Here is a 15202-nt window from a genome sequence, read left to right on the forward strand (position 1 = left end):
CCGTCTCGTGCCTAGACATTTGTCTGAGGTTCTCCGCGTGGAACGCTCCTACGCTGTGCTCCACACGGTAAACGCTCACGTCGAAAGGCACGGATGTCGAACGCGTCGCCGAATGCCGAGCCGATCGCCGCACCCCCGCAGCGAACGGAGAACCTCGCCCTGATCGTGGTGTGCGCGGCTCAGTTCGTGCTTCAGCTCGACTTCAGCGTCGTCAACGTCGCCCTGCCGTCGATCAGGGGCGGACTCGGCTTCTCCGACAGCGACCTGCAGTGGATCGTCACGGGCTACGCACTCACTTTCGGCGCCCTCCTGCTGTTCGGCGGACGGGCGGGAGACCTCTTCGGTCAGCGGAGGATGCTGCTGCTCGGGCTGGTCGTGTTCGGGGTCGGCTCCATCGGCGGCGGCCTCGCGCCCACCCCGGAAGCACTCATCGCCGCGCGGTTCGTTCAGGGTGCGGCAGGCGCCCTGATCTCCCTCGCGGCGCTGTCGTCTCTGACCCTGCTGTTTCCGGACGGTGCGGGGCGGATCCGAGCCCTGGGCATCTGGCAGGGGGCCACCGCTGCCGGAGGGACTGCAGGCATCGTCCTCGGCGGATTGCTGGTCGAAGTCCTCGGGTGGAGAAGCGTCTTCATCATCAACGTCCCGATCGTCATCGCGCTGGTCGTCCTGGTGCCGCGCGTCATCCCCCGACCGGCGACGCGGCAGCACGTCTCCCTGCATCTCGGACCGTCCGTGCTGATCACCGCGGCGATCGCGCTGGTGATCTTCGCGCTCAGCAATCTGGAGCAGTCCGGACCGACGAGCATCGTCACCCTCGTCCCCTTCATCGCCGGTCTCGGCGTGGCCGCCGTGACCCAGAAGCGCTCGCACGACCCGCTGATTCCGAAAGTCGTGCTTCGTTCGCGCCAGCGACGTGGCGCTCTCGTGGTCATGCTGATCGCCGGCGCCGTGCTCGCCGCCTACGTCTACTTCGTCTCGCTCTACCTGCAGACCGTGCTGGGGCTGAGCCCGCTGCTCACCGGGGTCAGCCTGCTACCCGCCACGCTCACCATCGTCGTGCTGTCATCCTTCATCGCCCGGCGGGTCATCGAAAGAATCGGCCTGAAGTCCACGACGATCATCGGCGCGCTGCTCGTGGCCGCCGGACAGACCTGGTTCGTGTCCGTCTCGTCCACCGGCGACTATCTGCTGAATGTCCTCCCGGCGCTCATCCTGACTGCGTCCGGCATCGGGCTGCTGCTCCCCGCCGTGTCGATCGCCGCCACCGCGGACGTCGCATCCGACATCCAGGGCGCAGCCGCGAGCCTCCTGACGACGAGCCAGCAGGTGGGAGCGGCGCTCGGCGTCGCTGCGCTGGCCACGATCGCCGCGACTCGGACCTCCGCCGGCGCCAGCGCCTCCGCGGGGTACTCCACAGCGTTCCTGGTCTCCGCGACAGCGATGATCGTCGCCGTCGCCGTCGTGGCGGTGACCTTCACGAACAAGCATCCCGAGCCGTCACCCCCTCCACACCGTCAGCCCCGCACGAGGAGAAGATCATGACCGACACCGACCAGCACGCCGATTCCCTGCACTTCTCGACAGACATCAAGCCGCTCTTCCGTGACCTCGACCGGAACAGCATGGTGAAGGTCTTCGACCTGTGGAACCACGCAGACGTCGTCGCCCACCAGGACGCGATCGTCCATGCGCTCGAGAGCGGATCCATGCCCTGCGACGGCCCCTGGCCCGCCGCGCAGGTGGCGACCGTCAAGCGCTGGATCGCCGAGGGCTCCCGCCCCTAGCCGGATTGATCTGGATCGTGCCCGATCGCGAGCATCCGTACGCCGAACGTGGCGACCCTCGACGCTATGGCCTGAACACCGACACGAGCCGTTGTCGCTGGAGGCGCGCACAATGATGACGCCGTGCCGGATGGCACGGCGGGAAGGAAGACATGGACCTCACATCACTCCGCATCATCACAGGCGACGTCGACCGGCTCACCCGCTTCTATGAGGCGGTGACCGGAATCACGGCCACGCGGCCCGCGCCGGTGTTCGCAGAACTGCGAACACCCTCGGGCACCTTGGCCATAGCAAGCACGGCGACGGTCGTCATGCTCGGGGAGAACGCACCACAGCCTGCCGTCAACAACTCGATCATCATCGAATTCCTCGTCGAAGACGTCGACGCCGAATTCGCGCGCCTCCATGACGTCCTCGACGACGTCGCCCTGCCGCCGACGACGATGCCCTGGGGAAGCCGGTCAACCCTCTTCCGCGATCCTGACGGCAACCTCGTCAACCTGTTCTCACGCCCCGCCACGTGATCACGCGGCCGTCGTCAGAGCTGATTGCGGGGACGATCGCGATCGCCGCGCACGGGTGACAGTCGTGCTGACCAGTCGAACCTCTCCACGTGGATTCGACGGTCGGGCAGCCCCGCGGCCCGGGCATCGCGGACGACCAGGTCGGTCCACGCAGTGGGACCGCAGACGAACAGATCGGATTCGAGCAGGTGAGGAAGTGCTGAGGTGATGGTCTCTCCTCGGCCGACGGCGTCGGCAGACATCCAGGTCATCACCTCGGCCGGCCGTTCGCCGATCATCTCGGAGACCGTGCCGTCGCCGGCGCGGATGAGTTCTTCCACCTCGTCCCAGAGAAATCTCCGGGACCGATCGGTCGCGCGCAGGATGACGGTCGCTTCGCCTGGGCGCACTCCGCTGTGCTCGAGCAACGCGCGTGCGGGCGTGATACCGATCCCGGCCGCCACGATCGAGAGTCGCGGGGCGGTCCGGGCCGCATCCGTGAAGATCCCATAGGGACCCTCGATGGACACCCTCGTTCCCGACCGCAGTCGTGCAAGGCGCCTCGTCCCGGCCCCCACCGCGCGGACGGTGATGCGTGCACTGGTGTCCGTGGGCACCGCGGAGAACGAGATGGGATGTGCGTGCCACCACGTGCCGCGGCTCCAGAACCGCCAGATCGCGAACTGACCACCGCGCACGCCGAGGCGTGACAGGGCGCGCCCGGAGAGGCGGATCGTGAAGACATCGGGGCCGATGGTCTCCACATCGGTGACCCTGATCGTGTGCTCGTCCGTGGCGAGCAGCGGGGCTGCAACGCGGAACCAGATGATGGAGCCGAATGCCAGGGCGTAGAGGAAGGTCCAGTAGAAGAACTGCGGGGTGCTCTGAGCGAGCACCTGCCCTGCGGAGAGCTGATGGGGCACGGCCACCAGGACGGCGATGTAGCTGAGCAGGTGGATCGCGTGCCATGCCTCATAGGCGAACCGGCGGCGTACGGCGACGAGCGAGGTGATCACGACGAGCACCAGGAGGATGATCCCGGCCAGCGCCAGGAGCATGTCGCGTCCGGAGTACAGCGAGAGCGTCTGGTGCCAGATCGACAGACCGTCCCGGAGGGAGTATCCGACGGTGAGGAGAGCAGCGTGTCCCAGGATCAGGTAGAGCGCCGGCTTCCCGAGGCGTCGGTGCAGGGCCAGCGTGGCATCTTGGCCGAATGTGCGATCCAGCCAAGGGATGCGCGCGGCGAGCACGAGCATGAGCAGGATGAGGTCGGTGCCGATGAGGCCGGTCACGATCCCGGCGGCCGTGATCGCTCCGGCGAGGTCGGTGACGTGTGCCGGTTGCCCGGATCCGAGGAACAGCATCACCGCGATCACGACGGAGACCCAGCAGGCGGCGACAAGAGCGACCTCGGAACGCTGTCGTCGTTGCGATGATCGGTCGCGGTCCTCCTGCGACTTTCCGGGTGAGCTCCGTACGGGCGAGACAGCGGAGGCGGTGGACGGCTTGCTGCTGCTCACGGTGGCGCCCTCCGGCCGGGGCGAGGTTCGCCAGCCTCCGTCAAGTGTCGCATCCCGCGCACGAGTGCGGCCGGAAGCGCACGCTCTCGACAACGTGCAGAACTGCCGGACACGGGCGATGCTGGTGCGACGGCCACCAGCGACTCCTCGCCAACGACCCGACAGAAAAGCCCCGGCTGACCGGGGCCTTTTCACTGTAGCGGGAGCGGGGCTTGAACCCGCGACCTCACGATTATGAGTCGTGCGCTCTCACCAACTGAGCTACCCCGCCGGGTGGAACCGGACGGATCCGGATGCTGCGAGCCCCGAGACAGGATTGAACTGTCGACCCCTTCCTTACCATGGAAGTGCTCTACCACTGAGCTATCGGGGCGTGCTCGGATCTCTCCGGGCAACTCAACGAGAATACCAGAGGCCGGGCCTCCTCTTTGCACGCGATCAGCAGGTGGCGTGCTGCTGGAACCACGGCAGCGGGTCGATCGGCGTGGTGCCGCCCGCGAGGATCTCGACGTGGGTGTGGGCGCCGAAGGAGCGGCCCGTGTCCCCGGTGCGGCCGATGTACTCCCCCACCTCGACGGTGTCGCCGACCTCGACCTGACGCGAGCCGTACTGCATGTGGCCGTAGCGACTGGAGACGAGCTGCCCGTCGACGATGTGGTCGATGACGATCGTCACGCCGAAGGCTCCGCCGCTGTCCGTGGAGATGCGTACGGTGCCTTCGGCGATGGCCTGGATGTGCGCGCCGTCGCCCGGGGTGAAGTCCACACCCTCGTGCATGGTGCCGTCGCGCATGCCGAAGCCGTAGCTCATCGTCACGCCGGTCGCGAAGGGCCACTGGATCGGGCAGTTCGCGTCGTTGGTGAAGACCGAGTTCGAATAGTTCGAGATGCCCTCGACACCGGCGAGGTCGACCAGGCGAGCGGTGTCGTAGCTGCCCGGACGGTCGATCGTCGTGTTCTGGTACTGCGCGGGCGCGACGTAGGCCTGGATCTCGCCTGCGCCGGCAGCGGAGACGACGTCACCGGCGGGCGCCTGGTACGAGGTGGAGGCGACGTCGCTCGAGCCCGTCGCGGCGGCGACCGCCGACACGGGGGTCGTCATGCCGACGGCCAGGAGTCCGACGATGCCCATGACGCCGACGGAGAAGGATGCTGCGGACAGCCGCTTCGTCGAGCGCCGAACCCGCCGCGGCGCGACGTGGACCGGAGCGGTGAGCGCGGCGGGCTCGGTGACCGCAGGCGCGATGATCGGGGTCTCGCCGGTGAAGGAGAGCGCACGGGCGGCTGCGGCGAACGCGTCGTCGTCGATCGCGTCCGTGATCGACACGGGCGTCGCGGATGCCGTGGTCGGTTCTGCGGCGGGGGCCGTCGGCTCGGATGCCACGACCGGCGCCTGTCCGCGACGCGCACGACGGCTCAGCGCTGCCGCGACGGGCGGGGCATGGCCGGCAGCGGCCGGCGGGGTCTCGCCCGACGCGACGGAGTCGGCGGCGAGAGCAGCGGCGGCGACGGCGATCGAGCCGAGGACGGCCGGTGCGGCATCCATCTGCTCGGTCACGGGCGAGGGAGAGACAGGGCTCTCCTGATGCGCGTCGGGCCGCGCGGAAAGAGGTCGGCGAGACCGTCGCGTTGCCGCGGGCTCAGCCGTAGGGGTATTCGAAGACAAGCTCGGTGGGACTCTCGGATCACGTCGCGCAGGCGCATCGACAAGACGGAACAGGCTTGGGATCGTTTGTCAATGCCGGGGGACAGAAGATAACGATCAGGTAAACACTACCCTGCTGAGCCTGAGAGTGCGGTGTGCCGCCGATCAGGCGCGTCGATGTCACGCATTCGGATCATGATCGCCGAACGCGGCGAACGACAGATCGTCGTAGAGGGAGTCGGCGCAGGCGATGGTCATCTCGACGCCGGGGCGGCCTGCCGGAGCGCCACCGACCCGTCCCCCCGCCTCGGTCACCAGCAGCGCACCCGCCGCATGATCCCAGGGGTTGAGCCCTCGCTCGAAGTAGCCGTCGAGCCGTCCGGCGGCGACATACGCGAGGTCGAGCGACGCCGCGCCGATACGGCGCAGATCGCGCGCCAGGGGCATCACGCGGGCGACGCGTTTGAGGTCTCCGGCGTGCGTCGCGGGGTCGTAGCCGAAGCCCGTCGCCAGCAGCGCACCGGCCACACCGCGCTCGGCGTTGACGGAGAGCGGAGATTCGCCGAGCCACGCGCCGCCGCCGCGGGAGGCGGAGAACATCTCGTCGATGGGCGGGGCGTAGACCGCTGCCGCTTCGGCCCGCCAGAGGCGCGCGTCCGGCTCCCCCGTCACCGCGGCGATGCTGACCGCCCAGGCGGGGATCCCGTAGGCGTAGTTGACCGTCCCGTCGATGGGGTCGACGACCCACGTGACCGCGGTCGATCCGCGATCGGCGCCCGTCTCCTCGCCGAGGAAGCCGTCGCCCGGTCGCTCCGCCTTCAGGCGATCGCGGATCAAGGCTTCGACCTCACGGTCCGCCTCGGTCACGATGTCGGCCACCGCGGACTTGGTCGCGGCGATCGCCACGCCCTCCCTGCGGCGGCGCAGAGCCAGGCCGCCGGCTTCGCGGGCGATGTCCATCGCGAGGGCGCGGAGATCCTCTTCCAGGGGCATGACTCCACGTTATCCCCGCCCCGCGGGGCCGGGTGACGCTCGGCGCAACCACCCTGCACGACCCGTCCGCGGCCGGTACCGTGGCCCGCATGACCCGAACCCACGACGTCGTCATCGTCGGAGGCGGGCACAATGCGCTCGTCGCCGCCGCCTATCTCGCGCGCGCCGGATTGAGTGTGGTCGTGCTCGAGCGCCTCCCTCACGTCGGAGGGGCCGCCGTCTCCGAACGCCCGTGGGCGGGAGTCGATGCGCGTCTCTCGCGATACTCCTACCTCGTCTCTCTGCTGCCCGCCGAGATCATCCGCGACCTCGGACTCCGGCTGGAGCTGAAGCGCCGCCGGTATTCGTCGTACACGCCGGATCCCGCAGACCCGACGCGCGGCATCCTCGTGGATCGAGGGGATGCCGCGGCCACGGCCGACTCCTTCGCCCGGGCGACCGGCGACGAGGCCGAGGCGGCGCGCTTCGCGGCGTTCTCGGAGCGCATCGGCGCTCTCGGCCCGGCGATCTTCCCCACTATGACTCAGCCGCTGCCGACGAAGGCGGAGATGAAGGCGCGGCTGGGCGACGATGCGCTGTGGGAGGACGTCGTCGAGCGTCCGCTGGGCGCGATGCTCCGCACCGACCTGCAGAGCGACCTCGCACGCGGCATCGCCCTGACCGACGGACTCATCGGCACCTTCGCCGCGGCGGACGACCCCTCTCTCAGCCAGAACCGCTGCTTCCTGTACCACGTCATCGGCGGCGGCACCGGCGACTGGGACGTGCCGGTCGGCGGCATGGGGCGCGTGTCCGGCGAGCTGGAGCGGGCCGCCCGCGAGGCGGGTGCCGAGATCCGCGTCGACACCGAGGTGACCGCGGTGACGCCCGACGGTGAGGTCTGGGTCGGCGGGAACACCCCGGAGGTGCTCCACGGGCGCCTGGTGCTGAGCGGCGTCGGGCCCGCGGTGCTCGATCGGCTGCTCGCCGCCGCCGCATCGAACCAGCGATTCGACCTCGCCGACAATCCCCTCTTCGCCGGAGCCGGCGTGCCCGAGGGCGCTCAGCTCAAGGTCAACATGCTGCTGACGCGGCTCCCCCGGCTCCGCGACCCGCACGTCGCACCCGAGGCCGCCTTCTCCGGCACGTTCCACGTCAACGAGACGATGACGCAGCTGGACCGTGCCCACGTGGAGGCCCTGGCCGGCGGCATCCCCGACCCCCTCCCCGCCGAGATCTACTGCCACTCCCTCACCGACCCGTCGATCCTCGCCCCCGAGCTGCGGGCCCAGGGCGCGCAGACGCTGACGCTCTTCGGACTGCAGGCGCCGCATCGGCTGGTCGAGGGGACGGATGCCGCGACCTCCCGCGTGGCGCTGCTCGCCGCCGCGCAGCGGAGCCTCGACTCGGTGCTCGCCGAGCCCATCTCCGACTGCATCGCGCTGACGCCGGAAGGGCTGCCGTGCGTCGAGGCGCGCACGACCGCGGATCTCGAGGTGGCCTTGGGCATGGCCGGCGGCGACATCTTCCACGGACCGCTGTCGTGGCCCTGGACACCCGGCGAGGTGCCCGACGCCCCGGCCCGGCGATGGGGCGTCGACACGGCGAATGCGCGCATCCTCACCTGCGGATCCGGCGCCGTCCGCGGGGGCGGAGTGAGCGGCATCGGTGGCCACAACGCCGCCATGGCCGCGCTGGAGCTCCTCCGACCCTGAGTGGAAAGCCTCGCGCGCTCAGCGCTGCGGGGGCAGCGGGGGCGGCGGCGGGAAGCCCTCGTACGGCGGTCGTGCCTGCTGGTCCGGATGCTGCGGCTGCGGCTGGCCGGCCGGTGCGGCCGGCGCGGGGGGCTGCATCGGGGGCCACTGCTGACCGGGACGCTGCGGCGCCGGCTGCGGCGCGTTCCACTGCTGCTCCGGGTGCGGGGCGGGCCACTGCTCGGCCTGACGGGCGGGCCACTGCTCCGGCTGCGAAGCGGGCCACTGCTCGGGCTGCTGTCCGGCCTGCGGGGCCCACTGCTGCTGCGGCTGAGCCTGCCAGGACTGCGGCTGAGCAGGCAGGGCCTGCGGTGCGGCGAAGACCTGCGCGCCCGGTGACGGATAGCCGGTGTAGTAGGCGTTCCAGTCGGGGCTGCCGTCGGGCAGCATCGGGAGGGGCGTCTGGCCGTCGACGTAGGTCGGCCACGGGGCGAGCTCGGAGCCCTCGGCGGCGCGCGGCGCGCGCGGGGCGAAAAGCACGTTCATGAGCGGCAGGAGGGCCGTGCCGACGGCGACCAGGATCGCGATCGCGACGACGAGGCGCCAGTACCAGTCGCCGAAGTCGATGAACTCGTTGAGCATCAGCGCGAAGACGAGCATCGCGGAGAGGATCGCGAGGAGGGCCACCGTCACGTAGGTGACCGCGCGGGTGAACGTGGTGACACGACGCTCGTACGCCTTGCTGTAGAGCCGGACGTGCAGCAGCGCCAGCTGAAGGATGAGGACGATCAGCAGGAACGACAGGAAGCGACCGGCTCCGCCCCCGTAGGTGTATCCGTACTCGTCGTAGCGGTAGGGCAGCCAGATCAGGAACGCTCCGACGATCAGCGTGACGACCCAGACCACCATGCTCGTGAGCGCGAACCAGGCGGGACGCCGTGGCGCGAGGCGGGCCTCGAGGATCGTCACCCCCGCGAACGCGGCGAGCAGGAAGATCGTGAGGAACGCCCGGCCGATCACATCGTTGGACGGACCGACGAGCACCCACACGACGCAGACCAGCGCGGCGGCGATGAGGGCGCCGATGGCCACCCAGATCGCGATGCGGATGAGCTTCGAGCTCGAGACGTCCGTCGGGGTCGATCCCTGGCGGGGGTCATGCGCTGTCATGGCGTCGTCCTCTCTGCGCGGCGTGGATCCGCACGCCCATCCTGGCACGGTGGTCCGCGGGGACGGGAGAAGCGCGGGAGTCCACGCAGCCCTTCCTCCGGCCTGTCGGTGGGGAGGAACGACGAAGGGGGCTCCGCGGTGCGGAGCCCCCTTCAGACGGGTGGCGAGTGAGGGATTCGAACCCCCGAAGTCGAAGACGGCTGATTTACAGTCAGATCCCTTTGGCCGCTTGGGTAACTCGCCAGACGCACCCGCCCGACTTTGGCAGACGACCGGAGGCGCGATTCACGATCTTACCCCGACACGGGAGAGGTCTGAAATCAGGTGCCGATGCGGTCGAGGTCCTCACTGCGGAGCGACTCCGGGAGGCGCAGAAGAGCCCCTTCGTAGCGGCACGTGGCGGCCGCGACATCCATCGCCCTCTCGAGCACCGCAGCCCATTCCTCCTGCGTCGCGGGAGCCTCGGCGATGACGGCGGCCGCTGTGGCCGCGAGCACGGCGTCGCCGGCGCCCATGGTGTCGACGATGCGACCAGGCAGGTCGGAGACGGGGCGGGTGACGACGATCGGCCCGGCCTCGATGGTCGCACCCGACGGACCCTCGGTCGCGAGGACCGCCGTCACGCCGAGGTCGACGAGACGCGCGCGGAGGGCGTCGAGCGGCTGGTCGTAGAGGATGCCGGCGTCGTCGTCGCCGACCTTGACGAGCGCCGCGCCGGCCGCGAGAGCCTCGAACCCGCGCACGAACTCGGCGGTGTCGTGCATCATGCCGGTGCGCGGATTCGGATCGATCGCCAGCGCCCCATGACCTGCGACGGCGCCCGCGAGGTCTTCGGTCTGCGCGGTGTCGTCGAACGGGAAGCAGCTGACGACGACCATGTCGGCCGCGGCGATCGCCTCGCGCTCGACGTCGCCGAACACGATCCGCCGCTCCTGCGCGGCCTGATTGAATTCGTAGACCGGCTCGCCTCCGCCGCTGCGGGTGCTCACCGCTCGTGACGAGCCATGCGGAGCCGGGGTGCCCAGCAGCTCCACGCCGAAATCGGAGAGGAACGTCCGGATGCGGGCGCCGGCATCGTCGTCGCCGACCATGGCGATGAGGGTCGTGGGCACGCCCAGGCGGGCGAGGCCGACGGCGACGTTCAGACCGGCACCGCCGACGAACTCGCGCAGGCCGGTGTCGTCGCGGAGCTCGTCGATGAGGGCGTCGCCGATCACCACGGCACGGCCGCTCATGCGCCGGTCCGCATCGGCTCGAGCACGCGGTCGACGAACGACTCGGCCCGCCGGCGCGTACCGTCGATGCGCCGGTCGACGCTCGCCCGCATCTCGCTGGGCGCGAGCGGCATCGCCAGTCTGACGTTCTCGTGGCAGGACAGGTCGGCGCACATGTAAGTGCCGACGCTGTCGCCGTGCTCCCCCGCGCTGCCGGCCTTGCGCGCGGTGAAGAGCGCGACCTGATCGGCCGGCTGCATCGTGTGGCAGATGTTGCACATCGCGGAGCGTGCGCGCGACGTGCCGTCGGCGGCACGCACGATCACTCCGGCCGGCTGACCGTCGAGCTCGGCGATCACGTACCCGCGACCCTTGGCGCGCGGATCGCGCCAGGCGAGGAAGTCGAGATGGTCCCAGTCGGTGAGCAGGAAATCGTGCGGCATCGTCACGATCTTGAGCTCGTCTGCGGTGGCGTTCGCGAGCGACTCGCGGACGTCGGACTCGGTCATGGGGCGCATGGATCCTCCTCGCGTCTCGGGACAGTCTACGAAGGTGTGCGGACACGGGGCCCGGGGATCGGCGGATGCCGCGGCATCCGCTCGCCCGTCCCTGTCAGGTCCCGCGCCGAGGGCCGTCGCTAGACTGCGGGGATGGCTGATTCCTCTTTCGACATCGTGAGCAAGGTCGACCACCAGGAGGCGGAGAACGCCCTCAACCAGGCGCGCAAGGAGATCGAGCAGCGCTACGACTTCAAGGGGACCGGCGCCTCGGTGGAGTGGAGCGGCGACTCCGTCCTCATCAAGGCGAACTCCGAGGAGCGCGCGAAGGCCGTCCTCGACGTGTTCCAGTCGAAGCTGATCAAGCGCGGCATCTCGCTCAAGAGCCTCGAGTCGGGTGAGCCCTTCGCCAGCGGCAAGGAGTACCGGATCGTCTCGACGATCAAGGACGGCATCTCTTCGGAGAACGCGAAGAAGATCAGCAAGATCATCCGCGACGAAGGCCCCAAGGGCGTCAAGTCGCAGATCCAGGGCGATGAGCTGCGCGTGCAGTCCAAGAGTCGCGACGACCTTCAGGAGGTTCAGCGCCTGCTGAAGGCCGCCGACCTCGAGGTCGACCTGCAGTTCATCAACTACCGCTGACCCTCAGACACGGGGATCGACGGGCGCGACAGCGTCGGCGAGCAGGGCCAGCGTCCGCTCGGCGGCCGGGTGGCCGATCTCGTCGAGGTAGCCGTGCAGGGCGCCCCGCTGGCGCTCGACGTGCACGTCGACGCTTGCCGCGGCGAGCTCCGCCGCGAAAGCCTCACCGGACGCACGCAGGCTGTCGAGCTCGGCGTTGACGATGAGCACCGGCGGGAAGCCGGTCACGTCGTGCCCGCCCGCGAAGGCGTACCCGTCGGGGTCGTGAGCGTCGGGCAGGTAGTTGCGGTTGATGGCGGAGCGGATCTCCGGGGTGAAGATGAACTCGGGCGGCACCTGCGCGAGCAGCCCTGCCAGCTCATCGTTCGGCGGCAGGATCCCGTCGTGGGGCGACGGGTAGACGAGAGCGAGCACGTGCGGCAGGCCGGTGCCGCGGTCGCGCAGGCGCATCGTCGCGGCGGCCGACAGGTTCGCACCGGCGCTCGCACCGCCCAGCGCCACCCGCTCGGGGTCGCCGCCGAAGTCCCGCGCGTGCTCGACGGCCCAGTCGAAGGCCGCGACCGTCTGCAGCGACGCCACGGGGAACCTCGCTCGCGGCCGGTCGGGTTCGGGATCATCCGGGACGTCGTCCGGCGCTCCCCCGAAGGCCCGGGCGCCGTCCAGCGGAGCGAGCGTGTAGTCCACCGACACCACGGTGATGCCGACGGCGCTCAGTCGCCGTCCCACCTGATCGGCCTCAGCCATCTCGAGGCTGCCGAACATGAAGGCTCCGCCGTGCAGCCAGACGAGCGTCGCGCCGAGCGGCTCGTCGGCCGGATAGACCCGCACCCGGAAGTCGTGGTCGGCGGCGCGCAGGGGCACATCGCGGGGGCTGCTCATCCGGGCATCCTGTCAGTGTTCGCTTGGACTGCGGTGCGTCCGCGGATCAGGCGCGATGTCGACGCCGACCACGGCGGACGCATTGCGGCGTTTCAGGAGGGTCGACCCGAGCTCGGCGAGGGGAGGATCAGCGTCTGAGCAGCGACCTCGGCGGCCACGTCGCCGAGCTTCCGCCGATGGCTGCGGGCGTAGTCGCGAAGCGCTCCGAACGCCGTCTGCATGTCGACGTCGTTCTGCGCGGCGATCACGCCCTTGGCCTGTTCGATGAAAATCCTGCTGTCGAGGGCGGCCTGCAGCTGAACGGCCAGGATCGTCCGGTCGCGCAGCAAGCGCTCTTGAAGGATGCCGATGGTCGCGACGTCGGCGAGCGACTGCGCGGTGACCACGTCGGAGTGGCTGAGAGGACCGACGCTGGAGCTGAACTGGTTCATCGAGCCGATGGTCTGCCCCCGCAGTCGCATCGGGAATGCGTGCATCGACCGGAAGCCCTGCCCCAGGGCGGCTCGCGCGAAGACGGGCCACCGATCGCCGATCGCCTCGATGTCCGGAATCGACACGGCCATGCCGGTTCGGAAGGCCTCGACGCATGGCCCCTCTCCGACGCTGAGCTGGTTGATCTCGACGAACGTGACCTCTTCGCTGGTCGACGCGACCACCTGCAGGGCGCCGGACCCATCAGCCAGCACCAGCCCCACATCGTTCGAGTCGAGCAGTGCCGCGCTCTCCTCGACCAGGATGTTCAGGAGCTCCACCACGTCGTAGTCGTCCACCAGTGTGTCCGCCAGCTTGACGAAGGCGGCGGCGAGTCGCGCATCCCTCGTCGTCTCAGTCATCGTCCGTCCGGTCCTCTGCGTGCACGGTGTTGGCCATCATGCCTCCCCTCCCACGTCGCGGGCGGAAATCCGCCCCGCGACGACGTCGCGTGCCACCTCATCCAGCGTCTGCCCGGTCGCGTAGGCACGCGCGCGGAGCCAGGCGAAGGCATCCGTCACCGACACGCCCAGCTGCACCGAGGCCATGCCGGTCGCCTGATGGACTTCGCGTCTCAGACCGACCCCGAACTGCTCCCGCCCCTCCGCCTCCGCGTCCGCTGCCGCCCACCGGAGGGCCTCGTCGGCGGCCCCCCTCGCCAGCGCGGACGCCAGGTCGGTCTGGGTGGGTGTCAGCGCTCCGGGACGGGTCCGGTGGAGATCGACCACACCGACCGTTGCGGCGCCGACTCGAAGCGGGAACGAGAAGAGCGATCCGACCCCGAGCTCGGCGATCGCGTGCGCGAACATGGGCCAACGGCGTCCGTCGTCGGTGCGCGTGTCATCGACCAGCACAGGCTCGCCGCTGCGCAGCGCGGACCAGTGCGGTCCTTCGCCGAGGTCGAACTGCACCTGTTCCAGTCGCGTGGCGAGCTCGCCGCTCGACGAGAGCGTCGAGTGACTCCCGGCGGCGGTCATGACGGATACCGACGCGCCGTCGACGGGCAGCATCTCCAGGAAGCGTGCGTGAAGAGGGTCCTGATCGTGCGTCGAGCGCCCATCTTCGCCGCCACTCTTGTCCGGCATCTGCCTTGTCCCGTCGAGCACGAACCGCTCAGGGCTCTCACGGGACGCAGGTCACAGCGGCGACCCATCCGATTGCCGTGACCATCGTCACGATCCTCCGCTGAGTCCCACACTAGCGACGTCGGGGCCGGCGCGTCAGCCGCCGAGCCCGGGCGGGCGCCCGGGCAGACCCAGGATCCACGCCCGGAGGGTCGCGTAGGCCGCCTCGCGCGCCGCCGGGGCCGACAGGAAGACGTCGTGCAGCGCACCGTCGATTCGGCTGATGGTGACGAGCGATCCGATGCGCGTGGCCGCCCGGGCGATGTCATCGACCACCAGCACCGAGTCGACCGCGCGCAGGGTCTCGGACCAGGAGAACGCCGTTGCGCTGTGCCGCGACAGCAGGACGAGCACCGGGCATCCGACGTCGACACCCATCGCCACGGCGCGGTGGCCCTCGATGATCGCCCACAGCCAGCCGGGGTGCGTCGGGAAGCCTCGCGCGGGTCGCCAGGCCACGTGATCGTCCGGCGGGAGAGTGCCGAGCTCCCGCTGCGCGCGCGTGTAATAGCCGAGGTCGACGGCAGGGTGGGTGCCGCGGGGATCCAGCCGCGCACGCACTTCGACGAGCGGCGTCAGCGCCTGACGTCCGATCGCCCCGAGCTGCAGCTCGAGCCAGGGGCTGTTGAGCACCACGGCTGACGCCAGACCAGGATGGCGGGCGGCCCACAGGGTCAGGATGAGCCCACCCGTCGAATGCCCGAGCAGCACGAGACGGCGGGGCGAAGCATCCGCTTCCTCTCCCGGCGTGTGCCCCATCACCGTCAGGGCCGCCGCGATGTCTTCGTCGTACACCGCGAGATCGGTGACGTAGCCGGGCGTCTGCCCGTCGCGCAGCGATCTTCCGTACTTCCGCAGGTCGAGGGCGTGGAAGCGCGCGCCGAGGTCCGTCCAGAACCGGGCGAGCTCGACCTGGAAGAAGTAGTCCGACCACCCGTGCACGTAGAGGATGTCGACGTCGTGGAGGGGTCGGAACGCGGCGGTGAGCCTGTGCGGAAGTCGTCGCACGAGCGTCGCGACCACGGCGCCCTCGTCGTCGGCACCCAGGGGAAGGGTGCGCTGCTGGAACGGAGGCCCGAGGATGT

General features: G+C 69.9%; 15 protein-coding genes and 3 tRNA genes. 5 read left to right on the top strand and 13 right to left on the bottom strand.

Features of this window, described 5'->3' with window-relative positions:
• The first annotated feature begins 93 nt into the window (after positions 1-93).
• The 3 genes from CVS47_RS12690 (at position 94) to CVS47_RS12700 (ending at position 2311) form a co-directional block, all read left to right on the top strand.
• Positions 94-1542, top strand: a complete 1449-nt coding sequence (locus CVS47_RS12690) for an MFS transporter (protein ID WP_127096407.1) — start codon at positions 94-96, stop codon at positions 1540-1542.
• The gene (locus CVS47_RS12695; protein WP_127096408.1) at positions 1539-1784 is read left to right on the top strand and encodes a hypothetical protein; all 246 of its coding nucleotides are present in this window, start codon (positions 1539-1541) and stop codon (positions 1782-1784) included. Before CVS47_RS12690 ends, CVS47_RS12695 begins: the two co-directional genes overlap by 4 nt.
• A 152-nt stretch (positions 1785-1936) precedes the next feature.
• The gene (locus CVS47_RS12700; protein ID WP_127096409.1) at positions 1937-2311 is read left to right on the top strand and encodes a VOC family protein; all 375 of its coding nucleotides are present in this window, start codon (positions 1937-1939) and stop codon (positions 2309-2311) included.
• 14 nt (positions 2312-2325) lie between these two features.
• On the opposite strand, the gene CVS47_RS12705 is transcribed toward CVS47_RS12700, so the two are convergent.
• The 5 genes from CVS47_RS12705 to CVS47_RS12725 all read right to left on the bottom strand — a co-directional run bounded on the left by CVS47_RS12705 (position 2326) and on the right by CVS47_RS12725 (position 6447).
• Positions 2326-3810 carry a ferredoxin reductase family protein gene (locus CVS47_RS12705; protein WP_127096410.1) on the bottom strand — a complete coding sequence of 495 codons (1485 nt, stop codon included), beginning with the start codon at positions 3808-3810 and terminating at the stop codon, positions 2326-2328.
• Between the two features lie 197 nt (positions 3811-4007).
• Positions 4008-4081: transfer RNA gene (locus CVS47_RS12710), tRNA-Met, on the bottom strand.
• Positions 4082-4111: 30 nt separating this feature from the next.
• Positions 4112-4183: transfer RNA gene (locus tag CVS47_RS12715), tRNA-Thr, on the bottom strand.
• A gap of 65 nt (positions 4184-4248) precedes the next feature.
• Positions 4249-5367 (bottom strand): M23 family metallopeptidase, encoded by a 1119-nt coding sequence (locus CVS47_RS12720; RefSeq protein WP_241240149.1) that lies wholly within the window; start codon positions 5365-5367, stop codon positions 4249-4251.
• 267 nt (positions 5368-5634) lie between these two features.
• Entirely contained in the window at positions 5635-6447 is an 813-nt protein-coding gene (locus CVS47_RS12725) for an inositol monophosphatase family protein (RefSeq protein ID WP_127096411.1), read from the bottom strand.
• Positions 6448-6536: 89 nt separating this feature from the next.
• On the opposite strand from CVS47_RS12725, the gene CVS47_RS12730 reads away from it, so the two are divergent.
• Positions 6537-8141 (top strand): phytoene desaturase family protein, encoded by a 1605-nt coding sequence (locus CVS47_RS12730; RefSeq protein WP_127096412.1) that lies wholly within the window; start codon positions 6537-6539, stop codon positions 8139-8141.
• A gap of 18 nt (positions 8142-8159) precedes the next feature.
• Here the strand turns inward: CVS47_RS12730 and CVS47_RS12735 are convergent, their stop codons facing one another.
• From CVS47_RS12735 to CVS47_RS12750, 4 genes are all read right to left on the bottom strand, one after another.
• On the bottom strand, positions 8160-9290 hold the full coding sequence (locus tag CVS47_RS12735; RefSeq protein WP_127096413.1) for a hypothetical protein: 1131 nt from the start codon (positions 9288-9290) through the stop codon (positions 8160-8162).
• 161 nt (positions 9291-9451) lie between these two features.
• Positions 9452-9533: transfer RNA gene (locus tag CVS47_RS12740), tRNA-Tyr, on the bottom strand.
• Positions 9534-9610: 77 nt separating this feature from the next.
• A complete protein-coding gene (locus CVS47_RS12745; protein ID WP_127096414.1) occupies positions 9611-10525 on the bottom strand; it encodes a PfkB family carbohydrate kinase in 915 nt (304 codons plus the stop codon).
• Positions 10522-11022: an FBP domain-containing protein gene (locus CVS47_RS12750; RefSeq protein ID WP_127096415.1), complete on the bottom strand. Its 501-nt coding sequence runs from the start codon at positions 11020-11022 to the stop codon at positions 10522-10524. Before CVS47_RS12750 ends, CVS47_RS12745 begins: the two co-directional genes overlap by 4 nt.
• A gap of 132 nt (positions 11023-11154) precedes the next feature.
• Between CVS47_RS12750 and CVS47_RS12755 the strand changes: the two genes are divergently transcribed.
• Positions 11155-11643, top strand: a complete 489-nt coding sequence (locus CVS47_RS12755) for a YajQ family cyclic di-GMP-binding protein (RefSeq protein WP_127096416.1) — start codon at positions 11155-11157, stop codon at positions 11641-11643.
• Between the two features lie 3 nt (positions 11644-11646).
• On the opposite strand, the gene CVS47_RS12760 is transcribed toward CVS47_RS12755, so the two are convergent.
• The 4 genes from CVS47_RS12760 to CVS47_RS12775 form a co-directional block, all read right to left on the bottom strand.
• Positions 11647-12522, bottom strand: coding sequence for an alpha/beta hydrolase fold domain-containing protein (locus tag CVS47_RS12760; RefSeq protein WP_127096417.1), 876 nt, complete (start codon positions 12520-12522; stop codon positions 11647-11649).
• Between the two features lie 92 nt (positions 12523-12614).
• A complete protein-coding gene (locus tag CVS47_RS12765; protein ID WP_127096418.1) occupies positions 12615-13355 on the bottom strand; it encodes a GAF and ANTAR domain-containing protein in 741 nt (246 codons plus the stop codon).
• 36 nt (positions 13356-13391) lie between these two features.
• On the bottom strand, positions 13392-14078 hold the full coding sequence (locus CVS47_RS12770; protein WP_127096419.1) for a GAF and ANTAR domain-containing protein: 687 nt from the start codon (positions 14076-14078) through the stop codon (positions 13392-13394).
• A gap of 135 nt (positions 14079-14213) precedes the next feature.
• On the bottom strand, positions 14214-15200 hold the full coding sequence (locus CVS47_RS12775; protein WP_241240357.1) for an alpha/beta hydrolase: 987 nt from the start codon (positions 15198-15200) through the stop codon (positions 14214-14216).
• Positions 15201-15202: the final 2 nt, after the last annotated feature.

It is taken from the genome of Microbacterium lemovicicum, from assembly GCF_003991875.1.
Taxonomy (GTDB): Bacteria; Actinomycetota; Actinomycetes; order Actinomycetales; family Microbacteriaceae; genus Microbacterium; species Microbacterium lemovicicum.

Excerpts from the sequence above, each read along its gene's own strand:
- CVS47_RS12760 (WP_127096417.1), bottom strand. The coding sequence starts at position 12,522 with ATGAGCAGCCCCCGCGATGTGCCCCTGCGCGCCGCCGACCACGACTTC.
- CVS47_RS12730 (WP_127096412.1), top strand. The coding sequence starts at position 6,537 with ATGACCCGAACCCACGACGTCGTCATCGTCGGAGGCGGGCACAATGCG.
- CVS47_RS12755 (WP_127096416.1), top strand. The coding sequence starts at position 11,155 with ATGGCTGATTCCTCTTTCGACATCGTGAGCAAGGTCGACCACCAGGAG.
- CVS47_RS12695 (WP_127096408.1), top strand. The coding sequence starts at position 1,539 with ATGACCGACACCGACCAGCACGCCGATTCCCTGCACTTCTCGACAGAC.
- CVS47_RS12745 (WP_127096414.1), bottom strand. The coding sequence starts at position 10,525 with ATGAGCGGCCGTGCCGTGGTGATCGGCGACGCCCTCATCGACGAGCTC.
- CVS47_RS12770 (WP_127096419.1), bottom strand. The coding sequence starts at position 14,078 with ATGCCGGACAAGAGTGGCGGCGAAGATGGGCGCTCGACGCACGATCAG.
- CVS47_RS12690 (WP_127096407.1), top strand. The coding sequence starts at position 94 with ATGTCGAACGCGTCGCCGAATGCCGAGCCGATCGCCGCACCCCCGCAG.
- CVS47_RS12735 (WP_127096413.1), bottom strand. The coding sequence starts at position 9,290 with ATGACAGCGCATGACCCCCGCCAGGGATCGACCCCGACGGACGTCTCG.
- CVS47_RS12700 (WP_127096409.1), top strand. The coding sequence starts at position 1,937 with ATGGACCTCACATCACTCCGCATCATCACAGGCGACGTCGACCGGCTC.
- CVS47_RS12765 (WP_127096418.1), bottom strand. The coding sequence starts at position 13,355 with ATGACTGAGACGACGAGGGATGCGCGACTCGCCGCCGCCTTCGTCAAG.
- CVS47_RS12750 (WP_127096415.1), bottom strand. The coding sequence starts at position 11,022 with ATGCGCCCCATGACCGAGTCCGACGTCCGCGAGTCGCTCGCGAACGCC.
- CVS47_RS12725 (WP_127096411.1), bottom strand. The coding sequence starts at position 6,447 with ATGCCCCTGGAAGAGGATCTCCGCGCCCTCGCGATGGACATCGCCCGC.